General features: G+C 69.3%; 16 protein-coding genes and 1 pseudogene. 5 read left to right on the top strand and 12 right to left on the bottom strand.

Annotation, left to right across the window (positions count from 1 at the left end; translation table 11 throughout):
* Position 1 precedes the first annotated feature (1 nt).
* Positions 2 to 703, bottom strand: coding sequence for an ArsR/SmtB family transcription factor (locus tag AC1DNG_RS09930; protein WP_476855533.1), 702 nt, complete (start codon positions 701 to 703; stop codon positions 2 to 4).
* A gap of 79 nt (positions 704 to 782) precedes the next feature.
* On the opposite strand from AC1DNG_RS09930, the pseudogene AC1DNG_RS09925 reads away from it, so the two are divergent.
* Positions 783 to 2045 (top strand): annotated as a pseudogene (locus AC1DNG_RS09925) (MFS transporter); the annotation flags it as partial.
* A gap of 114 nt (positions 2046 to 2159) precedes the next feature.
* Here the strand turns inward: AC1DNG_RS09925 and AC1DNG_RS09920 are convergent.
* Entirely contained in the window at positions 2160 to 3839 is a 1680-nt protein-coding gene (locus AC1DNG_RS09920; RefSeq protein WP_476872259.1) for a DUF7059 domain-containing protein, read from the bottom strand.
* A gap of 91 nt (positions 3840 to 3930) precedes the next feature.
* Positions 3931 to 4710, bottom strand: a complete 780-nt coding sequence (locus AC1DNG_RS09915) for a MerR family transcriptional regulator (RefSeq protein WP_476887256.1) — start codon at positions 4708 to 4710, stop codon at positions 3931 to 3933.
* 230 nt (positions 4711 to 4940) lie between these two features.
* Between AC1DNG_RS09915 and AC1DNG_RS09910 the strand changes: the two genes are divergently transcribed.
* The gene (locus AC1DNG_RS09910) at positions 4941 to 5399 is read left to right on the top strand and encodes a hypothetical protein (RefSeq protein WP_223913613.1); all 459 of its coding nucleotides are present in this window, start codon (positions 4941 to 4943) and stop codon (positions 5397 to 5399) included.
* Positions 5400 to 5510: 111 nt separating this feature from the next.
* Positions 5511 to 6056 (top strand): DUF6023 family protein, encoded by a 546-nt coding sequence (locus AC1DNG_RS09905; protein ID WP_476872256.1) that lies wholly within the window; start codon positions 5511 to 5513, stop codon positions 6054 to 6056.
* Positions 6057 to 6090: 34 nt separating this feature from the next.
* On the opposite strand, the gene trhO is transcribed toward AC1DNG_RS09905, so the two are convergent.
* Positions 6091 to 6984 carry an oxygen-dependent tRNA uridine(34) hydroxylase TrhO gene (trhO, locus tag AC1DNG_RS09900; RefSeq protein ID WP_028277710.1) on the bottom strand — a complete coding sequence of 298 codons (894 nt, stop codon included), beginning with the start codon at positions 6982 to 6984 and terminating at the stop codon, positions 6091 to 6093.
* Positions 6985 to 7101: 117 nt separating this feature from the next.
* Here trhO and AC1DNG_RS09895 point away from each other — a divergent pair, with 117 nt between their 5' ends.
* Entirely contained in the window at positions 7102 to 7794 is a 693-nt protein-coding gene (locus AC1DNG_RS09895) for a GNAT family N-acetyltransferase (RefSeq protein ID WP_476850234.1), read from the top strand.
* 162 nt (positions 7795 to 7956) lie between these two features.
* Positions 7957 to 10383 (top strand): DEAD/DEAH box helicase, encoded by a 2427-nt coding sequence (locus AC1DNG_RS09890; protein WP_476887255.1) that lies wholly within the window; start codon positions 7957 to 7959, stop codon positions 10381 to 10383.
* 152 nt (positions 10384 to 10535) lie between these two features.
* Here the strand turns inward: AC1DNG_RS09890 and AC1DNG_RS09885 are convergent, their stop codons facing one another.
* The 8 genes from AC1DNG_RS09885 to ssd all read right to left on the bottom strand — a co-directional run bounded on the left by AC1DNG_RS09885 (position 10536) and on the right by ssd (position 18076).
* Complete coding sequence (locus tag AC1DNG_RS09885; RefSeq protein ID WP_476887317.1) at positions 10536 to 11006, bottom strand: Rv3654c family TadE-like protein; 471 nt, start codon at positions 11004 to 11006, stop codon at positions 10536 to 10538.
* Positions 11006 to 11476 (bottom strand): TadE family type IV pilus minor pilin, encoded by a 471-nt coding sequence (locus AC1DNG_RS09880; RefSeq protein ID WP_476859265.1) that lies wholly within the window; start codon positions 11474 to 11476, stop codon positions 11006 to 11008. Before AC1DNG_RS09880 ends, AC1DNG_RS09885 begins: the two co-directional genes overlap by 1 nt.
* Entirely contained in the window at positions 11473 to 11799 is a 327-nt protein-coding gene (locus tag AC1DNG_RS09875) for a DUF4244 domain-containing protein (protein WP_476850273.1), read from the bottom strand. Before AC1DNG_RS09875 ends, AC1DNG_RS09880 begins: the two co-directional genes overlap by 4 nt.
* A 250-nt stretch (positions 11800 to 12049) precedes the next feature.
* Positions 12050 to 13756 carry a hypothetical protein gene (locus AC1DNG_RS09870; protein WP_476887254.1) on the bottom strand — a complete coding sequence of 569 codons (1707 nt, stop codon included), beginning with the start codon at positions 13754 to 13756 and terminating at the stop codon, positions 12050 to 12052.
* Between the two features lie 349 nt (positions 13757 to 14105).
* On the bottom strand, positions 14106 to 14717 hold the full coding sequence (locus AC1DNG_RS09865) for a type II secretion system F family protein (RefSeq protein ID WP_476855525.1): 612 nt from the start codon (positions 14715 to 14717) through the stop codon (positions 14106 to 14108).
* 16 nt (positions 14718 to 14733) lie between these two features.
* Positions 14734 to 15468 carry a hypothetical protein gene (locus AC1DNG_RS09860; RefSeq protein WP_476887253.1) on the bottom strand — a complete coding sequence of 245 codons (735 nt, stop codon included), beginning with the start codon at positions 15466 to 15468 and terminating at the stop codon, positions 14734 to 14736.
* Positions 15469 to 15629: 161 nt separating this feature from the next.
* Positions 15630 to 16970, bottom strand: coding sequence for a TadA family conjugal transfer-associated ATPase (locus AC1DNG_RS09855; protein WP_476887252.1), 1341 nt, complete (start codon positions 16968 to 16970; stop codon positions 15630 to 15632).
* The gene (gene ssd / locus AC1DNG_RS09850) at positions 16967 to 18076 is read right to left on the bottom strand and encodes a septum site-determining protein Ssd (protein WP_476887251.1); all 1110 of its coding nucleotides are present in this window, start codon (positions 18074 to 18076) and stop codon (positions 16967 to 16969) included. The genes AC1DNG_RS09855 and ssd overlap by 4 nt, the downstream gene beginning before the upstream one ends.
* Between the last annotated feature and the right edge of the window lie 111 nt (positions 18077 to 18187).

Raw genomic sequence — 18187 nt, 5'->3', positions numbered from 1 at the left:
CTCAGCCCTTGCCGGCGGCGGGCTTGACGGGGGCGGGTTTTGCGGCGGCGGGTTTTGCGGCGGCCGCCGGGCCGCGGTCGTCCGGAATCATCGACCACATCGTGGCCATGCGTTCGGCACCTTCGGGCAGGTGGTCCGGATCCTCCAGTTCGTAGTCCCGCAGCAGGTCGAAGATCCGCCGCGTCAGTTCGGCCCGCTGGTCCGGCGTCAGGTACAGCAGATTGCTGGCCAGTACTACCGAGGACGGCCCGTCGGCGGTGTCGCCGCTCTCGCGCCGGGCGTTGCGGGCCGTGGCGTAGGCACGGACCCGGCGGCGGTAGGCGTCGAGCTCGAGGTCCAGGACGGCGAGCTCGGGGCTGGCCACTCCCCCCAGCGAGTGGATGGTGAAATCTGTACCGGCGGCCTGCCAGCGCCGCTCCCGGGCATCCCCCGCGGTGGCGGCGGGAATCACGATGCCCCACTTCTGCAGTGCCCGCAGGTGGTAGCTCATGGCACTGGGAGTCAGCCCGGTCTGCGCGGCAAGCTCGGTGGCCGTCCGGCTCACCTGCGTGGAATACAGCTCGGAAATGACCTCCAGCCGGGCGGCGTGGGCCAAGGCACGGATCGCCTTCGGGTCGGTGATTTCCACTTGCTTCTCCGGACGGTGCCGGCGCCTGGTGGCCGGCGGAGCCATTGACTCCGCCGTCGGGGTTTCTGCGTTCACTCCTCCAGTGTATCCAGCCCCGCCAAACTATGAAAGAAATGCTTGACATTTGTTTTGCCGCCGGACTAGGTTCCTTTTTATGAAACATACACTTCATAAATTGCCGGCATCCGCAGCCGGCGTGCCGCCCCTGTGGCGCAACCGCGACTTCCTGATTGCCGGCACCGCCCGGTTCGTGGCGACGGCGGGGATGGGCGCCGTCGTCGTCAGCGTGATGCTGCATTTGCAGAACGCGGCCGCCGCCGGCGAAACTCCTGTCGCCGGGCCCTGGCTCGTGGCCGCGTACCTGCTGTGCTCAGCGCTGCCGCTGGTCCTCCTGGCCCCGTGGGCCGGCCGGCTCGCCGACACCATGGATTCGCGCACGCTGGCGACGGCGAGTTCGGCGGTCAGCGCCGCCGCCGTCGCCGGCATGGGGCTTGGCATGCAGTACCTGGAGAACTATCTGCCCGTGCTGTTTGCCATGACGTTCCTGCTCGACGCGGCCCAGTCCGTGGCCAGCCCCACCTGGCAGGCCCTGCTGCCGCGGATCGTCGGAGAGGACCGCACCCCCCGGGCCATGGGGACCATGCAGGCGACCATCATGATCGCGGGGATGGCAGGACCCGCCGCGGGCGGCCTGCTCAGCGGCTGGGGCGGGACCGGGCTGGTGTTCACCGTGGCCAGCGGCTGCTACGTCGCTATGGGGCTGGGCGCGCTGCTGATCCGGACCCGGCGCGGCACGGCGGCCGAACGTGCCGGCCAGGCGAAGCCCGCGCTGCTGGACGGGCTGCGCCTGATCCGCCGGGACAGCCTGGTCTGGGCCCTGGTCCTGGGGGCGATGTTCTTCATCGTCGTCGGCGAAGCCACCAACGTGCTCGAGGTGTTCCTGGCCCGCAACGAGCTTGGCGCCACCGAAATCCAGTACGGCCTCCTGTCCGCAGCCTTCGGCCTCGGCATGGCGGCCGGGGCCGCGATGGCCGGCAGGATCAGGACGCCGCGGGTCCGCCTGCGCGTGCTGCTGGCCGCCATGACCGGAGCCTCGGCGTGCCTGGTCCTCACCGGGATGGTCCCGAGCGTGGAACTGCTTTTTGCGGCCTACACAGGGACGGGAGTGGCCTGCGGCGTCCTGAACGCCTGTTTCGGGGCCATCGCGATCCTGCGGATTCCGGAAAGCGGGCGCGGCCAGGCGATGGCGATTGTCGGCGGGATGACGCGTGCCGTCTCCATTGGCGCGCTGGCCCTGGGCGGTCTCCTGGGCGCCCTGGTGCCGGTCCGCGTCAGCTTCGTGCTCACCGGCGCCGTCGGGGCCCTGGTGGCCCTCGCCCTCACGGCGTACGTCCTGCCGCGGTTCGGCCGGGAGGACTCCGCCGCCAACACTCCAGCGGCGGCCAAGGCGGCGGCCGGGGCAGCGGCGTACGCGGCGTTGCCGGCCAAGGCCGCGGCCGAACCGTTGTTGGCGGGCACGGCCGCGACGGTATCAGGCAGGCAGCAGGAAGCCGTCGCGGACGAGGTTCCCGACTTCCTCGAGCAGGCCGGCACGGAACTCCGCGCTGTCAAACCCCTCGTAGCCGCCCAGCAGCGCCTCGAGGGCGCCGATGATCTGCCCGACGGACAGGTCGCCGTCGCACGCTGAGACCAGGCCCGCCAGCTCGGTACTGAGCAGGTTGGTGCGGCGCAGCCCGGCACCCTGCCGCAGCAGGATGACGCCGGGGTGTTCCGCACCGGGGCGCTGGTGCCGTTCTTCGGTGACGTCCTCCGCGACCAGCAGGTGGGCGGCGGCCAGATCATGGCCGGCCAGCCAGTCGGCACGCTCGACGGCGGCGCCCAGGTGTGGCCCTACCGGCTGCTCGATCGGGTAGGTGATCTCCTCGAAGCGCGACAGCACCCGCCCCGCGCCGTCGGCAGGCCTCCGCAGCCAGATCATGCCGAAGCCGATTCCGGCCACATTGCGCGAGGCGAAGTCGTCCAGGTAGGCCGCGTACGAGTCCGCGTAGAGCCGGCGGTCGCGGCTTTCCGAGGCGTCCTGCAGCCAGGTCTCGGCGTACTGCTCGGGGCCCACCTGCTCGCGCTGGATGAACCAGACGTCGGTGGCCGGGCCGGCCCAGCTCTGGGGCCGGTCGGCCCAGCCGGCGCCGGCCGTGATCTCCCAGTTGCCCAGAAGCTGGGCCGTTCCGCCCGGGGCAAGGACCGAGGGCAGCACACGGACCAGCGAGGACACAATCTCGTCCCCCGGCAGGCCGCCGTCGCGGTACGTGAACTGGTCCGTGGCGGTCTCGCCCAGGCTGCGGGGGGTGATGACGAAGGGCGGGTTGGAGACCACCAGCTCGAACTCCTGCCCCGCGACGGGGTCCAGCAGGGATCCGAGCCTCAGGCTGACGCGGGCGTCAAGGTCGGCCGGGTCCAGGTGCAGCTCGGCGGCGTTGAGCAGCAGGTTGAACCGGGTAAACGCCAAGGCGCGTTCGGAGATGTCCGTGGCTGTCACGTGCTCGGCGTGGTGCAGCAGGTGGAAGGTCTGGATCCCGCAGCCGGTGCCGAGATCGAGGGCCTTGGCAACATGGCGGCGGGCGGTGACCTGGACCAGGGTGGTGGAGGCCTGCCCAATCCCCAGGACATGGTCGTGACGAAGAACGCCGGCGCGCTGGTGGGCCGCGAGGTCGCTGGCCACCCAGAGGTCTGCTCCGCCGGCGCTGGTCCCGTCTTCCCCCACTGTCGGGTCCCAGCCGTACGGCCTGAGGTCCACCCTGGCCTGGACCAGGTCCCCGCCCGCAGGCTCCACGAGCCCAAGTTCCACCAGCCCCTTGGTACGGATGCCGGGGAGGGCGGCGTCGAGCGTCGCCGCGGGCTGCGGCTCGGACAGAAGCCAGAGACGCACGACGACGGCGAGCGCCGCCGTCGCCGGCTCCCCGAGGGAACGCCCGGTGACGATCAGGGCCGGGATGAGCTGGTCCCGGCCCAGGGCCGAGTGCGCGGCCTCGCCGAGCAGCTCCGCAACCCCGTCCACGGTGTAGCCAATCGCACGCAGGTCCGCGGCCAGGGCCTCGAGGAGGCCGGCGAGGTCGCTGCGCGGAGCGTCCGGGGTGTTGCCGGCCGTGAACGGGGCTGCGGGAGCCTGCGTTGAACGGGAGGGTGCGGCGGGGCCTTGCGCTGAGGAAGTCACCGGACAAGTTTAGTCCGGGGGCCGGGCCCGGGGGTGGGACCTGGGTTGGCCCCGTCAGCGCCGGGGCTGGGCTTGGGGCGTGCGGGTCCGGCTAGAGCTCGTTCTCGGCATAGATTTTCAGCGCGTCCCGGACGAAGGCGGCGCCGTCCTCACCGCCGTAGTTGGCGGCGAACCTGGGATCGGCCACGTACATCTCGCCGAGCCCCGTCACGTACCCCTTGATGCCACCACCTGCCGCCGGGCTGCCGCCCGCTGCGGGTGACGCCGGCGTGCCGGGGATTCCCCTGAGCCATTCGACGTGGCGCCGGGCCAGGTCCTGCGCCTGCGCGCTGTCCGCCGGGACTCCCGACGCCGCAGCAGCCGTCCACTCGGCACCGAGCTGCCGGGACTGTTCCGTCCAGGCAGCCTTCTCCCCGGCCCCCATGCTGCGCCACCAGGTGTCGGACTTTGCATAGGCGTCCTTGCCCCACCGCTGCTGGACTTCCTCCTGGTACTTGGTGTGGTCGAAACCGTCGAACATTTCCTCCGCCATGATCTTTCCTCCCGTTTGCAATGCCTCAATGGTGTGACGGACCGCGGCAATCTGCCGCCCCAGCCTGTCCTGTTCCTGCAGCAGCCACGCCAGGTGCCGGCCCAGTGCATGCTCCGCGTCCGCCTCGTTGCCGAGCACGTCCGCGATCGCCGGCAGCCCGAGCCCCAGGTCGCGCAGGAGCAGGATCCGTTGCAGACGGACCAGGGATTCCTGGCCGTAGTACCGGTAGCCGTTGTTGCCGGTGCGGCTCGGCCTGAGCAGGCCAATGTCGTCGTAGTGACGCAAAGTCCGGCCGGTGGTGCCGGCCAATTTCGCGATCTGCTGAACGGACCAGTCCATGCCTCCACCCTTCTGCTCCTTCGAGGCCCGCGTTCCTCGGACCCCCGCTGTTACCGTGCCGACCGGCTGCTGCCGGCCATCGCTGCCGGCCGTCGCTGCCGGCCGTCGCTGCCGGCCGTCGCTTCGACTCTAAACTTTGACGCAGCGTCAAAGTCAAGGGCCCGCAGGGAGAGGGCGCCCGGGACGTCGGCGCGGCCGGAGGGGAGCCTGCGAGACGGTAAGTTTGAGGCATGGTTTTCCCTTCCTCCCACGTCCCGGCCGCCCGTCTGGCCCGGCGGACGCTCAGCGGCGTGGCCGCCGCCGTCGTCGTACTGGCTGCAGCGGCATGTTCCCCGGCCGGTTCGATTGAGGGCGCCGATGTCCCGGCGTGGAAGGCCACCGCGCTGCCCTCCGCCCCGGGAACAGTGCTGGAGGATGCCGGAAAAATCCTGAACCGGGATCCGATCGTCCGGACCGCGTCCGGCGTGCCCGCCGGCACCTACACCTTGACCATGACCTGCGACGGCGGCGGGAAGGCGTTCTTCGCCGTCAGCCTGGACGGCAGCCAGCTCGCCGAAGCCGGAGCCGCCTGCAACGGCAGCCGCGAAACCGCCCGCATCAAAGTGCCCGCCGCGGGCAAGGTCACGCTCAGCACGTCCAGTGTGGATGCCCCGCTTCTCTACGCGTACCACCTGGCGTCGTCCGAGTAGCACCCGCCGCAGCCCGGTTCGTGGCGTCCGGCCCGGCGCCCCCCTGAAGGCCTGTCCGACCCGGACCTTTGGCCTCTGGCGTTTGATTCCGGGCCGCCCTAATCTCAGGGTATGCCAACTGTGCCGGCGAGCAGGGTGCCGCGACGGCGCACCCCGGCGGCCGCCGTGGTGCTTTCAGTTGCGGTATTTCTCGGGGCAGCCCTGTCCGGCTGCGCCTATGAATACAGTGCCGACCACTGGGACGATGAATCGACCTCCGCTGCCCCTCCGCCGACCACTGACGCCGCCCTGCCCCAGGACCCCCATCTCAACGAGCCGGTGACGGGCGAGGAACTGGATGACTGGGTCGATGCCGTACTGCCCGACGCCGAGGGGCAGGTCTTCCAGACGGGTTTCGGGACGCTGGAGGCGGACGAGGAGCGCAAAGAGACTACAGCCCAGCTGCCCAAGGGTACTTACGCCCTGACCCTGGCCTGCCGGAGCACCCGCCGCGTGTCCTTTTCCATCGAGAACGGTGAGAACGAACTCGTGGACCTGAGCCTCCGGTGCGGGACGTCCAGGGTGAACGTGGTGCAACTGGCCGCAGATGCGTCGCTCTCCATCAAAGTGGATGCGAACGCACCGGCAAACTTTGCGTACCGGGTGAGCCGCATCTGAGGGTTCCCGGCCGGCCAAATGTCCGGCTCGCGCCTCAGGCGGCGCAGCCCTCGGGGCACCGCAGGGTATCGGGGCTCGCGGCGCACCCGGCGCAATAGAGCGTCAGGGTCCGGCAGGACGGATTCGAGCAGTTTTCGAACTTGCTCGTGGGTGCCGAGCAGCGGACGCACTCGCCGATCGTCTTGGCGTCCCCGCTGAACTCGACGTGCATGCGCTTGTCGAACACATACAGTGAGCCCTCCCACAGGCCCTGGTCCTTGAAGGCCTCGCCGTAGCGGACAATGCCGCCGTCGAGCTGGTAGACCTCCTTGAACCCGCGGTTCACCATGAGGCTCGACAGCACCTCGCAGCGGATGCCGCCGGTGCAGTAGGTGACAACCGGTTTGTCCTTGAGGGCGTCGTATTTGCCGGAGTCGAGTTCCTTGATGAAGTCGTGGGTGGTGGCGACATCGGGAACGACGGCGTCCTTGAACTTGCCGATCTGGGCCTCGAACCCGTTCCGGCCGTCGAAGAACACGACTTCGTCGCCCTGCTGTTTCTTGGCTTCAATGAGTTCGTGGAGTTCCTCGGGTTTGAGGTGGGTTCCGCCGCCCACCACTCCGCCGGCGTCGACTTTGAGTTCGCCCGGGGCGCCGAAGGAAACGATTTCGTCCCGCACCTTGACGCTGAGCCGCGGGAAGTCCGCCGCGCCGCCATCGGACCACTTCACGTCGATGCCCTGGAAGCCCTTGTACTCGCGCGTGGTTTTGACGTACTGCTTCACGGCGTTCAGTTCTCCGCCGACCGTGGCGTTGATGCCGTCCTTGGAAAGGATGATGCGGCCGGTTAGTCCGAGTTTTTCGCACAGGGCGCGCTGCCAGAGCCGGACGGCGTCCGGGTCAGGCAGGGGGGTGAATCCGTAAAAGAGGACAATCCTGTTCAAAGCCACGCTTTTAAGGGTACTTGCTGGGGCGGGCGGCCGGGCGACAGTCACAATTGGATAAGCAAGCGGCTTCCCCCGACCCGACCCCTGTTGCTTGTGGCACTGCTGGAATACGCTCATCACATGAGTCTTGACGCCATGGTTGAAGACACCACTCACCTGCTGGAAATCTGGGTTGCCGGATGGGCCGGCTGCCGCGGATATGAGACGCGCAGGGAGGGCAGGTTCCCCGCGGCCTTTCGCGGTGACACCACCCACGAATGGGAGTACTTCGCCTACGATCCGTCCGACGCGGAGTTCGAGGCGCTGGCGGCAAAGACGGCCGAAGCGCCGGCCCGGGTCCTCACCATCCTCACCAACGATGTGGCCCGATTCACCATGCTGGGGCAGCGGAATGGGCTGCATGTCACCTCGGCCTCCCAAACCATGATGATCGTGGACATGGAGACCCAGGATTCGGAGGACCCCTGGCTTTCGGATGACGACCTCAGGCTCGAGACGTCCCGGACGGACGGCGTCCACCACGCGGTGGTCAGCGCCGGCGAGGACGTCGCCGCGAGCGGACGCGTGTTTGTGGTGGGACATACCGCCATCTTCGACAACATCGTGACGTCAGAGGCTTACCAGCGGCGGGGGCTGGGCAGCTTCATCATGAAGGCCCTGGCAGCCCAGGCGTTCGAACACGACGTCGACTCCGGGCTGCTGCTCGCCTCGCTGGACGGCCAAAAACTCTATTCGCACCTCGGCTGGCGCGAGGTGTGCCACGTCCTGATGTTGTCGACGTCCGACGAAGGGGCCGACCTGTCCGTGGGCTGAGGCGCCGCGAGCGCCGGCCGTCCGGCGGGCCTGCGCCCGGGGCAACGCGTTTGCCGGGCAGCCGCGCCGAAGCCACCGCGCGAAGCCGCAGCGCCTGCCGGGCTGCGTGCCGGGCTGCGTGCCGGGTATGGGCGATTTGAGGGCGGATGAAAGAATATGTGAGTGAACCCGCATGAGTCCTTGATTCCGTTGCTGGGCCGAGGTCCGGACCCGGAACAGCTGCGTCATGTGCGGACGATCCCCGCCCGCCAGGCCGTCAATGCTCCGTGGCCACAGTGGTCGCACCCGGATCTCGTGGCAGCCTACGGTTCCCTGGGCATCCACGAGCCCTACCTTCACCAGGTCCGGGCCGCCGAACTGGCCCACGGCGGAGAGAACGTGGTCATCGCCACCGGCACCGCGTCCGGCAAGTCCCTGGCGTATCAGCTGCCGGCCCTGGACTCGATCCACCGTTCCGAGCTCAGGGTCCTGTCCGATCCCGGGAAAATCCACGACGACGGGGCCGTGACCCTCTACCTGTCCCCGACCAAGGCGCTCGCCGCCGACCAGCTCGCAGCGATCAGGGCACTGAAGCTCCCCACAGTCCGGGCCGAAACCTACGACGGCGACACCGATCCCGCGTCCAGGCGCTGGATCCGGGACCACGCGAACTTCATCCTCGCCAACCCGGACATGCTGCACTTCGGCATTCTCCCGAACCATGCCTGGTGGGCCAGGTTCTTCCGGCGCCTCCGCTACGTGATCGTGGACGAAGCCCACAGCTACCGCGGCGTCTTCGGCTCCCATGTGGCAAACCTCATGCGCCGGCTGCGTCGGATCTGTGCCTACTACAGCCCGGGCGGCTCGCATCCCGGACCGGTGTTCATCGCGGCGTCCGCCACGGCGTCTGAACCCGGGCAGTCCTTCGGCCGGCTGATCGGCGCGCCCGTGCGGGCCGTTTCCGAAGACAGTTCGCCCCACGGGTCCACGACGGTGGCGTTTTGGGAGCCGGCACTGACCGAACTCCGGGGCGAAAACGGTGCCAAGGAGCGCCGGACGGCAGTCGCCGAGACCGCCGACCTGCTGGCCAACCTGGTGTCCTCCCGGACCAGGACCATTGCGTTCATCAAGTCCAGGCGCGGGGCAGAGTCGATTTCCTCCATCGCCAAACGCCTCCTCGACGAGGTGGATCCCAGCCTGCCGCAGCGTGTGGCCGCGTACCGCTCGGGCTACCTGCCGGAGGAGCGGCGGGCCCTGGAAAAGGCGCTGCGCTCCGGTGAACTGTTGGGCGTCTCGAGCACGTCCGCGCTGGAGCTGGGCATTGACATTTCCGGTCTCGATGCAGTCCTGGTCGCAGGCTGGCCGGGCACCCGCGCGTCGTTGTTCCAGCAGATCGGCCGCGCGGGCCGCGCCGGCCAGGACGCGATCGCGGCCTTCGTGGCCAGCGACGACCCGCTGGACACCTACTTGGTGAACCACCCCGAGGCGATTTTCGACGTGTCGGTGGAGGCCACGGTCTTCGATCCCTCCAATCCATACGTTCTGGGCCCCCACCTGTGCGCCGCCGCCGCGGAACTGCCCCTCGGGTTCGCCGAACTGGAGCTCTTCGGGGCCACCGCTGAGAAGCTGCTGGACCGCCTGGTCCTGCAGGGCTACCTGCGCAAACGGCCGGCAGGATGGTTTTGGACCCATCCGCAAAATGCCGCAGCCATGGTGAACCTCCGGGCCGACGGCGGAGGTCCGGTGAGCATAGTGGACGCGGAGACGGGCTCCTTGCTCGGCACCATGGATTCGCCGCAGACCCATTACCAGGCCCACACAGGGGCCATCTATGTCCACCAGGGCGACAGCTACGTGGTCGAAGACCTGAATGAGGACGATCACTGTGTGGTGGTGCGGCGGGCGAACCCGGACTACTACACGACCGCCCGGGACGTGACCCAGATCGAGGTCCTTGAAACGCAGCGCACCACCCAATGGGGCGATGTGGCCGTGCATTTCGGCGATGTGAAAGTGACAACACAGGTGGTCTCCTTCCAGCGCAAGGCGTTAATTTCGAACGAGATCCTCGGCGAAGAACCCTTGGAATTGGGCGCCAGGGACCTGTTTACCAAGGCGGTCTGGTTTGTCATGGACAACCGCTCGCTGACCGGCGCTGGGCTGATCGAGGCACAGTTCCCCGGAGCGCTGCATGCTGCCGAGCACGCGGCCATCGGACTCCTTCCGCTGGTGGCCTCCAGCGACCGCTGGGACATCGGCGGAGTGTCCACGGCCATCCACGCCGATACCGGAGTGCCCACCATCTTTGTCTACGATGGCCATCCCGGCGGGGCCGGCTTCGCCGAACGCGGCTACGACAAGGCGAGGTTGTGGCTGACCGCCACGCGCGACGCCATCAAGGCCTGCGAATGCGAGTCCGGCTGCCCCTCCTGCGTCCAGTCACCCAAGTGCGGCAACAAGAACAACCCGCTCGACAAGGACGCTGCCGTCACACTGATCGATGTGCTGCTCCAAGACGCCACCGACCTCATGCACGCCGGCAATCCCGGAACAACGGCCGCCGCGGCCGGGACCCCGGACGATCAGCCCGCCCAGCCGCTCCGCGCCTGACCACGTCTCAGCGGCCGGTTCGTGGGCGGCGGCCGGCAGGTTCGGAGCCGGGGCGGCAGGGCGGTACGTTCGTGTGAGCCGGGCGGCAGGGCTGCACGCCAGGCCGCAGACGGATTCGCAGCTTCTGGCGACGGCCGGAGTTGGTGCATCTTTCACGGTGCCTGCCCGTTCCCGGCCGCAGGGGGCGGTCCGGCCCTGGCCAGTCCCGTGGCCGCCCCGAGGAACGGTCCGGCGCTGAACTCGGTGCGCACCTGAACGGTGTCGTCCGGTCCTTCGGCACAGGCAGCCAGCGTGGCGTTGTTCTTCAGCGCGACCTCTCGAGCCACAGCGCAGGGCTCGCCGGACGTGATGCCCCGCGCGGCATCCGCCGCAGCCAGCGCCGCCAGATCGGCGGCCGCCGCAGCCCTCGATGCCGCGACGGCCGATTCGGCCAAAAGCAGCAGCAGGGCCAACGCCATGATGACCACCAGCCCGAGTCCCAGGGCCAGGACGGTCCCCGACCCCCGATCTGAAGACGTACACCGGTGCCGGGCGTGGGCGGGTTTCGGGCTCCGGGGTCGCGGCCCGCGGGCACGGACACGGACAGGTGCAAGTGCAGGCGCAGGCGCAGGCGCAGGCGACATCATGTGCCGCCTTGCCACGGGGAACGGGAGACGCCTTTCAGTTCGGGCTCGTCCAGCCCGGGCCGTTGTGCCGCGCCGGGAGCCTCCGCACGCGCCCACGCGCTGGCGCTGAGGGCCCAGGGAACCAGGGAGCCAACGGCCCCGGGGACCCGGCCGGAAACGGTGACCCTGTGCCACTCGCCGTCGTGCGTCACCTCGGAGTCCGCCGCGTCGCCGGCGAGACGGCGGACAATCTCACCGACTTCGCCTGCCGCGGCTCCCCTCGCCACCGCCCGGGCACCGCCGCGGGCCGCTTCCTCAACCCGCAGCTGCATCACCCCGGCCGCCGAACCCGCGAGCAGCACGGAGAGCAGGAGAACGACCGAGGGCAGCGCGACGGCGAACTCAGCAGTGACGGCCCCGCGGCACTCCCCCGTCGGCGGCGGCTCCCCCCGGCCGCCGCTCCCCCGGGCGCGCCAGAGTCCGTTCATGGCAACGTGAGCGCCGTCCGGATGAGGTTCAGGAGGAACCCGCGGACCTCATCGCTGCGCATGATGAACACGAGGACCCCGGCGAAACCCACGGCGGCCAGGGTTGCGATGGCATATTCAGCGGTAGCCATTCCCGCCTGCGCGGCCGGCGGCCCTGTGCGGCCCCGCGGTTGAACGGGAACAACCGAGCTGGCGCCGGGGTAGATCTCATAGACCTCCGCAACGCCGCCCTCCCCTGCTTCAATGCGACGTGCAGCGGGAGTGTCCTGATTTGTTGACATCTGCTTTCCTTCCACGGGACACCGGCGTGATCGCCGGCTGATTCGACTCTCCCGGCTTGCACGTCGCGCCATAAGCCCCGATGGCAGCTAAGTGGAAAACGTGCCCGAAGATGCCGTCGTGGCGGCCTGTGGGGGAGAAGTGTCTGGCCCATTCCGGGCGGCCAACGGCCGCCAAACGCAAAGCCCTGGTCCGCCGGCGTTTCGCCCGGGCCAAGACAAGGCTGAACCCGAGGGGCTGCGGTCCGCACTGCGACGACAGCCCCTCGGGTTCAGTTGGTGGTCACCCGCGTTCCTAAGGCAGGAAGTATCCCGCGAGGTCGGCGATGAGGTGTGAGGATCCGGAGGACCGGTTGAACAACGTCACCTTTCCGTCTGAGCCGACGGGGACCGAGACCAGGTTCGGCACAGTCTGTCCGGCGGAGAAGTTCAGGTTGGACGCGTCCGGACGGGTGGAACCGGAGGGGTAGGCGGTGATGTAGCCGATGGACTGGGGCGACACGACCGTCAGGTTGAAGACAGCCGCCAGGACGCTCGAGGGGATGCCGTTGGCGCCGGCAATCTGGAAGGACACCGTGGAGTCCGGGCGAACAGCCGTTGCGTTTCGGGTGTCGAGGATCCTGGATGGACCCGTGGCCTTGAACGCACCGGTGGCTGACGGCGTGCCGCCGAGGTAGTAGCCGGCAACGTCTGCGATCAGGTGCGAACGTCCGAACGAACGATTGAGCAGTGTGACTTTTCCGTCTGGACCGATGGGGACCGTGACCAGGTTCGGCACTGTCTGTCCGGCGTTGAAGTTGAGGTTAGACGCGTCCGGACGCGCCGAGCCCGAAGCATAGGCCGTAATGTAGCCGATCCTAGTTGGCTCGGTCACTGTGAGGTTGAAGACCACAGCAGCGGCAGTTGTCGGTATGCCGTTGGTCCCCGCAACCTGCAGGGACACGGTGGAATCCCCTGCAAGCGCCGTCGTGGACCGGGTGTCCAGCAGCCGCTTTGGCGCGAGGCTTTGGAAGGCACCCGGCGTCGCTGGCGTCCCCGTGACGTAGTAGCCGGTGACATCGGCGATGAGGTGGGTTGTGCCGGAGGATCTGTTGAACAGCGCCACTTTTCCGTCCGCACCCACCTTGACCGTTACCAGGTTGGGCACGTTTTGGTTGGCACGGAAGTTCACATTGGATGCATCCGGCTTTGTTGTCCCGGAGGGGTAGGCGGTGATGTAACCAATGGATTTTGCTTCAGTGACGGTCAGGTTGAAGACGACCGCCGCGACATTTGCCGGGATCCCATTAGCCCCTGCAACCTGGAAGGAGACGGCCTTATCGGCACCCACCGGCACCGTTTTCCGGGTGTCGAGGAACCGTTGTGGGGCAATCGGGGCAAACGTTCCGGGCAGCTGGGCGGCCGCCTTTCCGGCCTTGATAACGACGTCGTCAATGAAGCTGTCGCCTGCCTGCCGCCGGTGTTCGGCACCGAGTTGCATCTTGGTGACCGCGGTAAAACCCGTGGCGATCTGCTTGCTGGAATACAGGAGTTTGCCGTCGAAGATCACCTCGACCGTGGAGGAGGCCCCATTTGCGACGACGTGCGTGACGATATGGTGCCAGGTGCCGAGAGGGACATTGACTTTCATCGGGGTGTATCGGAGGGTTCCGTCGGGCGCCGCGACCCGCAGCCACATCGGGCCGACGCCGCCGTTGGATCGGTAGACGTCTATGAACCGGGTAGTCCCGTTGAAGAAGCGGAAGTACGGGACGTTGTTGCCGGCGACGCCCTCTTTGGTGATGTTGAACCAGCCGTCGGCGTAGACCTCATTGTTTCCGGCAGGAAGTGGTGCGGAAAAATTGGCCACCGACCCGGCATCCGTGGTGACGTGAACAAAGGCTGAGCAGCGGCCCGAGTGCTGCTGTGCCGAGGAGACATCGGCAGTGCCTGTCCCTGCGGTGAATGCGGCGGCGAAGCCTGCAGTGGTGAGGCTTCCGGACTCGAAGTTCGTGGCAATCACCGTTGTGCCAGGGTATTGGTTGGTCGGTTGGGGTGCTCCCGGCTGACAGGTCGGTACGGCGGCGGACGCCGGACTGGCACCGACCGCCAAACCGGTCAACACTAGTAGGTTGAGCGCTGCAATCACGCCCGCTTTATACAGTCGAATCATTGATCTGCCCCCCTGGCATGGCTCCCAGTTAGTACGAGTTAGTACGAGACCCCAGATACTCCGGGATTCGAGGCGCCAAGGAGGTGCTGTGAGAAGCCGACGCACGAGACCGCTCATACTCCGACGGTGCCTGCCCCAAAGGTATCCCCCAGCAACTTGAATAAACCTTGGGCCCGGGGTGATCCCCGGGCTGCCGGCATCACGCCCGAAGCAGCCCCAGGAGCACGGGCACGACGCCGAGGCAGACGAAAGCCGGCAGGGAGCACAGGCCCAGCGGCACCACGAGCTTCACCCCGAGCGTGGCCGCGCGCTGCTCGGCGGCCCTGTTGCGTTCACGGCGGAGCCGGGCCGCCTGGGCATAGAGGAGCGCTGAGGAGGGGGCGCCGGTAAGCGCGGCGAAGGAAAGAGCGTCGCGCAGGGCCTGAAGTTGGGGCGCCCGGGCACCGGAGCTGCGCCATGCCGTGCCCCAGTCCGCACCGATTGCGAGGGCTGACACAACCGGCCGAAGCTGCCGCCCGAGTTCCGGTGGCATGAGGGCGGCCACGAGGTCGAGGGACCGGCCAAGTCCGGCTCCCGCATCCAACATGGCGCCGATCAGTTCCAGCATCATGGCGGTGTCCCGCAGGCCCGGGAGGCCGTGACGTCCGTGCCGGCCGGCGTCGTGGACCGTCGGGCGCCGGGCGGCCCCGCCGGCAGGGGCCCGAAGCTGGCGCCGGAGCCGCCGGCGGACACGGCCCGGGCGGGCGAGGACGACTGCGGCTGCCCCGGCAAGGCTCGCTGCCATCACGAATCCGGCAAGTTCGGGCCTCACGGCGACCACCGCGGAGTCACGTTGGTGCTTCCGCCGCGGCGCGGACGAGCCTTGCGGACCACAACCGGCCGACGGCGGTCAGCGCCACGCCTGCGGCCAACGCCGCGAGGCCCCAGGGAGTTCCCAGCAGTGTCGCCACCGGGTCCACGCCGAGCAGCAGGCCGAGACCCAGGCCCGACAGGGGCAGCCAGGTCAGCAGACGAACGGTCGCGCGGGGGCCCGCCAAGGCCGTCTGCCGCGCTGCCTCGGCGTCGTCCTCCGTTTCAAGGTGGGCGGCAAAGCGCGCCAGGACATCGGCCAGGGGGCAACCGCTGGCTTCAGCGGTGTCAAAGCATGCGGCGAGCTCGCCCCACACACGCACGTCGCGGCGGGCCCGGTTGCCGACGGCACCCGTGGTGACCGTGACGACGGCGCCCGCACCCGCAGTGACCGCGGAGACCTCGCGGCGGATGGCCGCGGCCACGGAAGACCCGCGCCGGGCGGCGGCACGCGCGGCTGCGAGGATCCTGCGGGACTCCGGGCCGAGGACCGCGCCGGTGCCGTTTGCGGTGCGGGGCTGGCCGGCGCCGTGAACTGCGGCCTGGGCCGCCGGCCCGTCCCGCGCGGTGTCACCGCCGTACAGGGCCCACAGTTCATCCCACAGTCGGGCGGGGATGCGCCCTCCCTTCAGCAGCGCGGCCAACTGCTGGACCAGGACTGTCATGGGGACGGGCCCGGCATCGGCGGATCCCCTGCCGCGCCAACGGGTCATGCCCCCGACAGCCCGTCCTGGACGGGATCCCGGGGAACCGTAGGCCGCGGGAGCTCGCGTGCCCGCGGCGTGCAAGGCCCTGCGGGTACGATGGCCGGCCGCGCGCGGGGTGGGAAATGCCAGCCACACGGCCAGGACCAAAACGACGATGAGGAAGACGGTCATCGCTGCGTCCAGGGCTGGAGGGATTCGCGGCCGGAACCCGGCGGCCGTCCTGCCGGCAGCGCCGCCTGCAGTCCGGAGGGGTCCGCCCCGGCCAACCCGGGATCCAGGCCGAGACGGCGCGCCAGCAGCGGCCAGGCTCCGCCGAAGCGGAGCTCGCCCTGTTGGATCTCCAGTGCGGCGGCGACAACGAGGCCCGAGTCTAGGACCTCCATGATTCCAACGCTCGCCACCTGGCGGCCCGATTCGGTCCGCTCGACGTGCACGACGACGTCGATCGCGCTGGCGACCTGCAGCCGTACCGCGTCCTGGCCCATGCCGGCGAGCGCGCCGAGGGCCGCCAGCCGGGCAGGCACAGCCGCCGCCTCATTGGCGTGGATGGTCCCGCCGCCTCCGGTGTGTCCGGTGTTCATCGCCGAGAGCAGCTCGCGGACCTCGGCGCCGCGGCATTCGCCCACCACCAGCCGGTCCGGCCGCATCCTGAGGGCCTGGCGGACCAGTTCGCCCAAGTCGACGGCGCCACCGCCTTCCAGGTTTCCGTGCCGGGATTCCAGCGAGACGACGTGCGGGTGGACGGGATTCAGTTCTGCGGCGTCCTCAATCAGGACGAGTCTCTCCCCCGGGTGGCACAATCCCAGCAGTGTCGCCAGTAACGTGGTTTTCCCCGAACCGGTGGCCCCGCTGATGAGGAAGCTCAGCCTGGCCGCCACCATGCGTTCGAGCACGGACTGGACCAGGCTCCCGGGCGTCCCGGCCCCGAACATGCCGGCGCGCTTCAGCTCGGGCATGGAGAAGACCGTGGCCCGGCGGATCCGCACGCTCAGGAGGGTCCCGGCCGTGGAAATGGGCGGCAGCACCGCGTGCACCCGGTAGCCGCCGTCGAGCCGGACATCGACGCACGGCGAACCGTCGTCCAGGCGGCGGCCACCGGCTGCCACCAGCCTCGCGGCGAGGGCCCGGATCTGCGGTTCCCCGGAAAAGACGACCGGCGCCTTTTCCAGACCGCGGCCGCGGTCCAACCAGACCGAGTCCGGCCCGTTGACAAAGATGTCTGTCACGGCGGGATCACGGGTGAGCGGTTGCAGGGGGCCCAGGCCGTTCAATTCCGCGCTGATGCTCTCCACTGCGGCCAGGGCGCCGGCCGTGCCGAGCAGCCGCCCGCTCGCCTGGACCGCAGCCGCCACCCTCGAGGGGGTCACCGGGGAGGCATCGGCCATGACGGACTCGCGCACGGACTCCAGCAGCGTCTGGTCGAGAAATCCCTGCGAGCGGCGGCGGCCCGGTGCCCGCCGGGCCGGACGTTCCGGTCCGGCCGGTTCTACGGCCGCGTGGGCACTCATGAGCCGTCTCCGCCGTTCAGCTCAAGGAGTCCGGCCGCGAACCGGCGGACGGCGCGCTGCCGGCCGGTTTCGAGAAGGCGGCCGAGTTCCGTTGCCCCGGCCAGATCCTTGATGTCCGGCATGATGCCCTGAAGGACAAGCCCCACGGAGCCGGCGATCAGCGGCGCATCCAAAGCGGCGCCGCGACTGGCCCGGACCACGAGCGCGGTGTCCACGGGTGGAAGCTCCTGCAGCAGCCAGGCCGTGGCGACGGCGGCCCGCAGCCGGGCGGGCGCCACGACGATGATCCGGTCGCATTCGCCGGCGAAGGCCCGCAGGGCCTCCCGTTCCCGGCCGATATCCAGCACCACCAATTCGCAGCCGCGGCGTGCGGCGTCAAGAACCGCGGCCACGGTGGTCGCGTCCACCCCGGCGGCTTTGTCACGGGTTCCCGGCCACGACAGGAAGGAGAATCCGCCGGCGACCGGCAGCGACTCCTCCAGCTGGGCGGGGTCGATACTGCCGCTCACCCCGGCCAGATCCGGCCAGCGGAGCCCGTGGGTTTCCTCGGCGGCCAGCGCAAGTTCCAGGCCTCCGCCCCGGGGGTCGCCGTCGATCAGCAGCACCCGGATCCCGGCCCCGGCGGCGGCCTGCGCGATCCAGATGGCGGCGGTCGTGGCCCCGGCACCGCCGCAGCCGCCGGTGAGACCCAGCACCAGGCCGCCGGCTTCCGGGGCGCGGGACCGGCTCAGGTATTCCGCCAGCCAGGCGGCCGCGTCCGGCAACACCGCGACGCGTTCGGCCCCGACGGCGGCGGCCAGATGCCATAACCCTTCTCCGTCACCTTCGAGGCCGAGCATCACGGCAGGGGTCCTCCGCCGGGGCGGCAACCCGCGGATGTCGCTGCCCACCAGCACGGCGGCCGCGGCGTCCCAGAACGGCGCGGCCTCGGCAACGTCCTGCACCGTCCGCAGCTGGCCCCCGGCTGCTGCGACGATGCGTTCCACCTCGCTGCGCAGCACATCGGCGCCGGTGACGAGCAGGATTTCCGCGGAATCCCCGGGGGTCCAGGGCTCATGCGCCCACGGTGGCGGTGAGCCTGGGCCACGGTCCTGGTGCCTGTTCATGCTGCCACTGTGCCCGGGCCGGGACCGCAGCGGAACCGCCGTCGTGGGCTATGTGGACAAGTCCGGCGTCTTTCCTGCACCGCGGCCGGGGACCGAGCACAGACCACGTCC

The organism is Arthrobacter sp. 01T425, from assembly GCF_056398725.1.
This window is presented reverse-complemented; position numbering and strand designations above follow the sequence as displayed.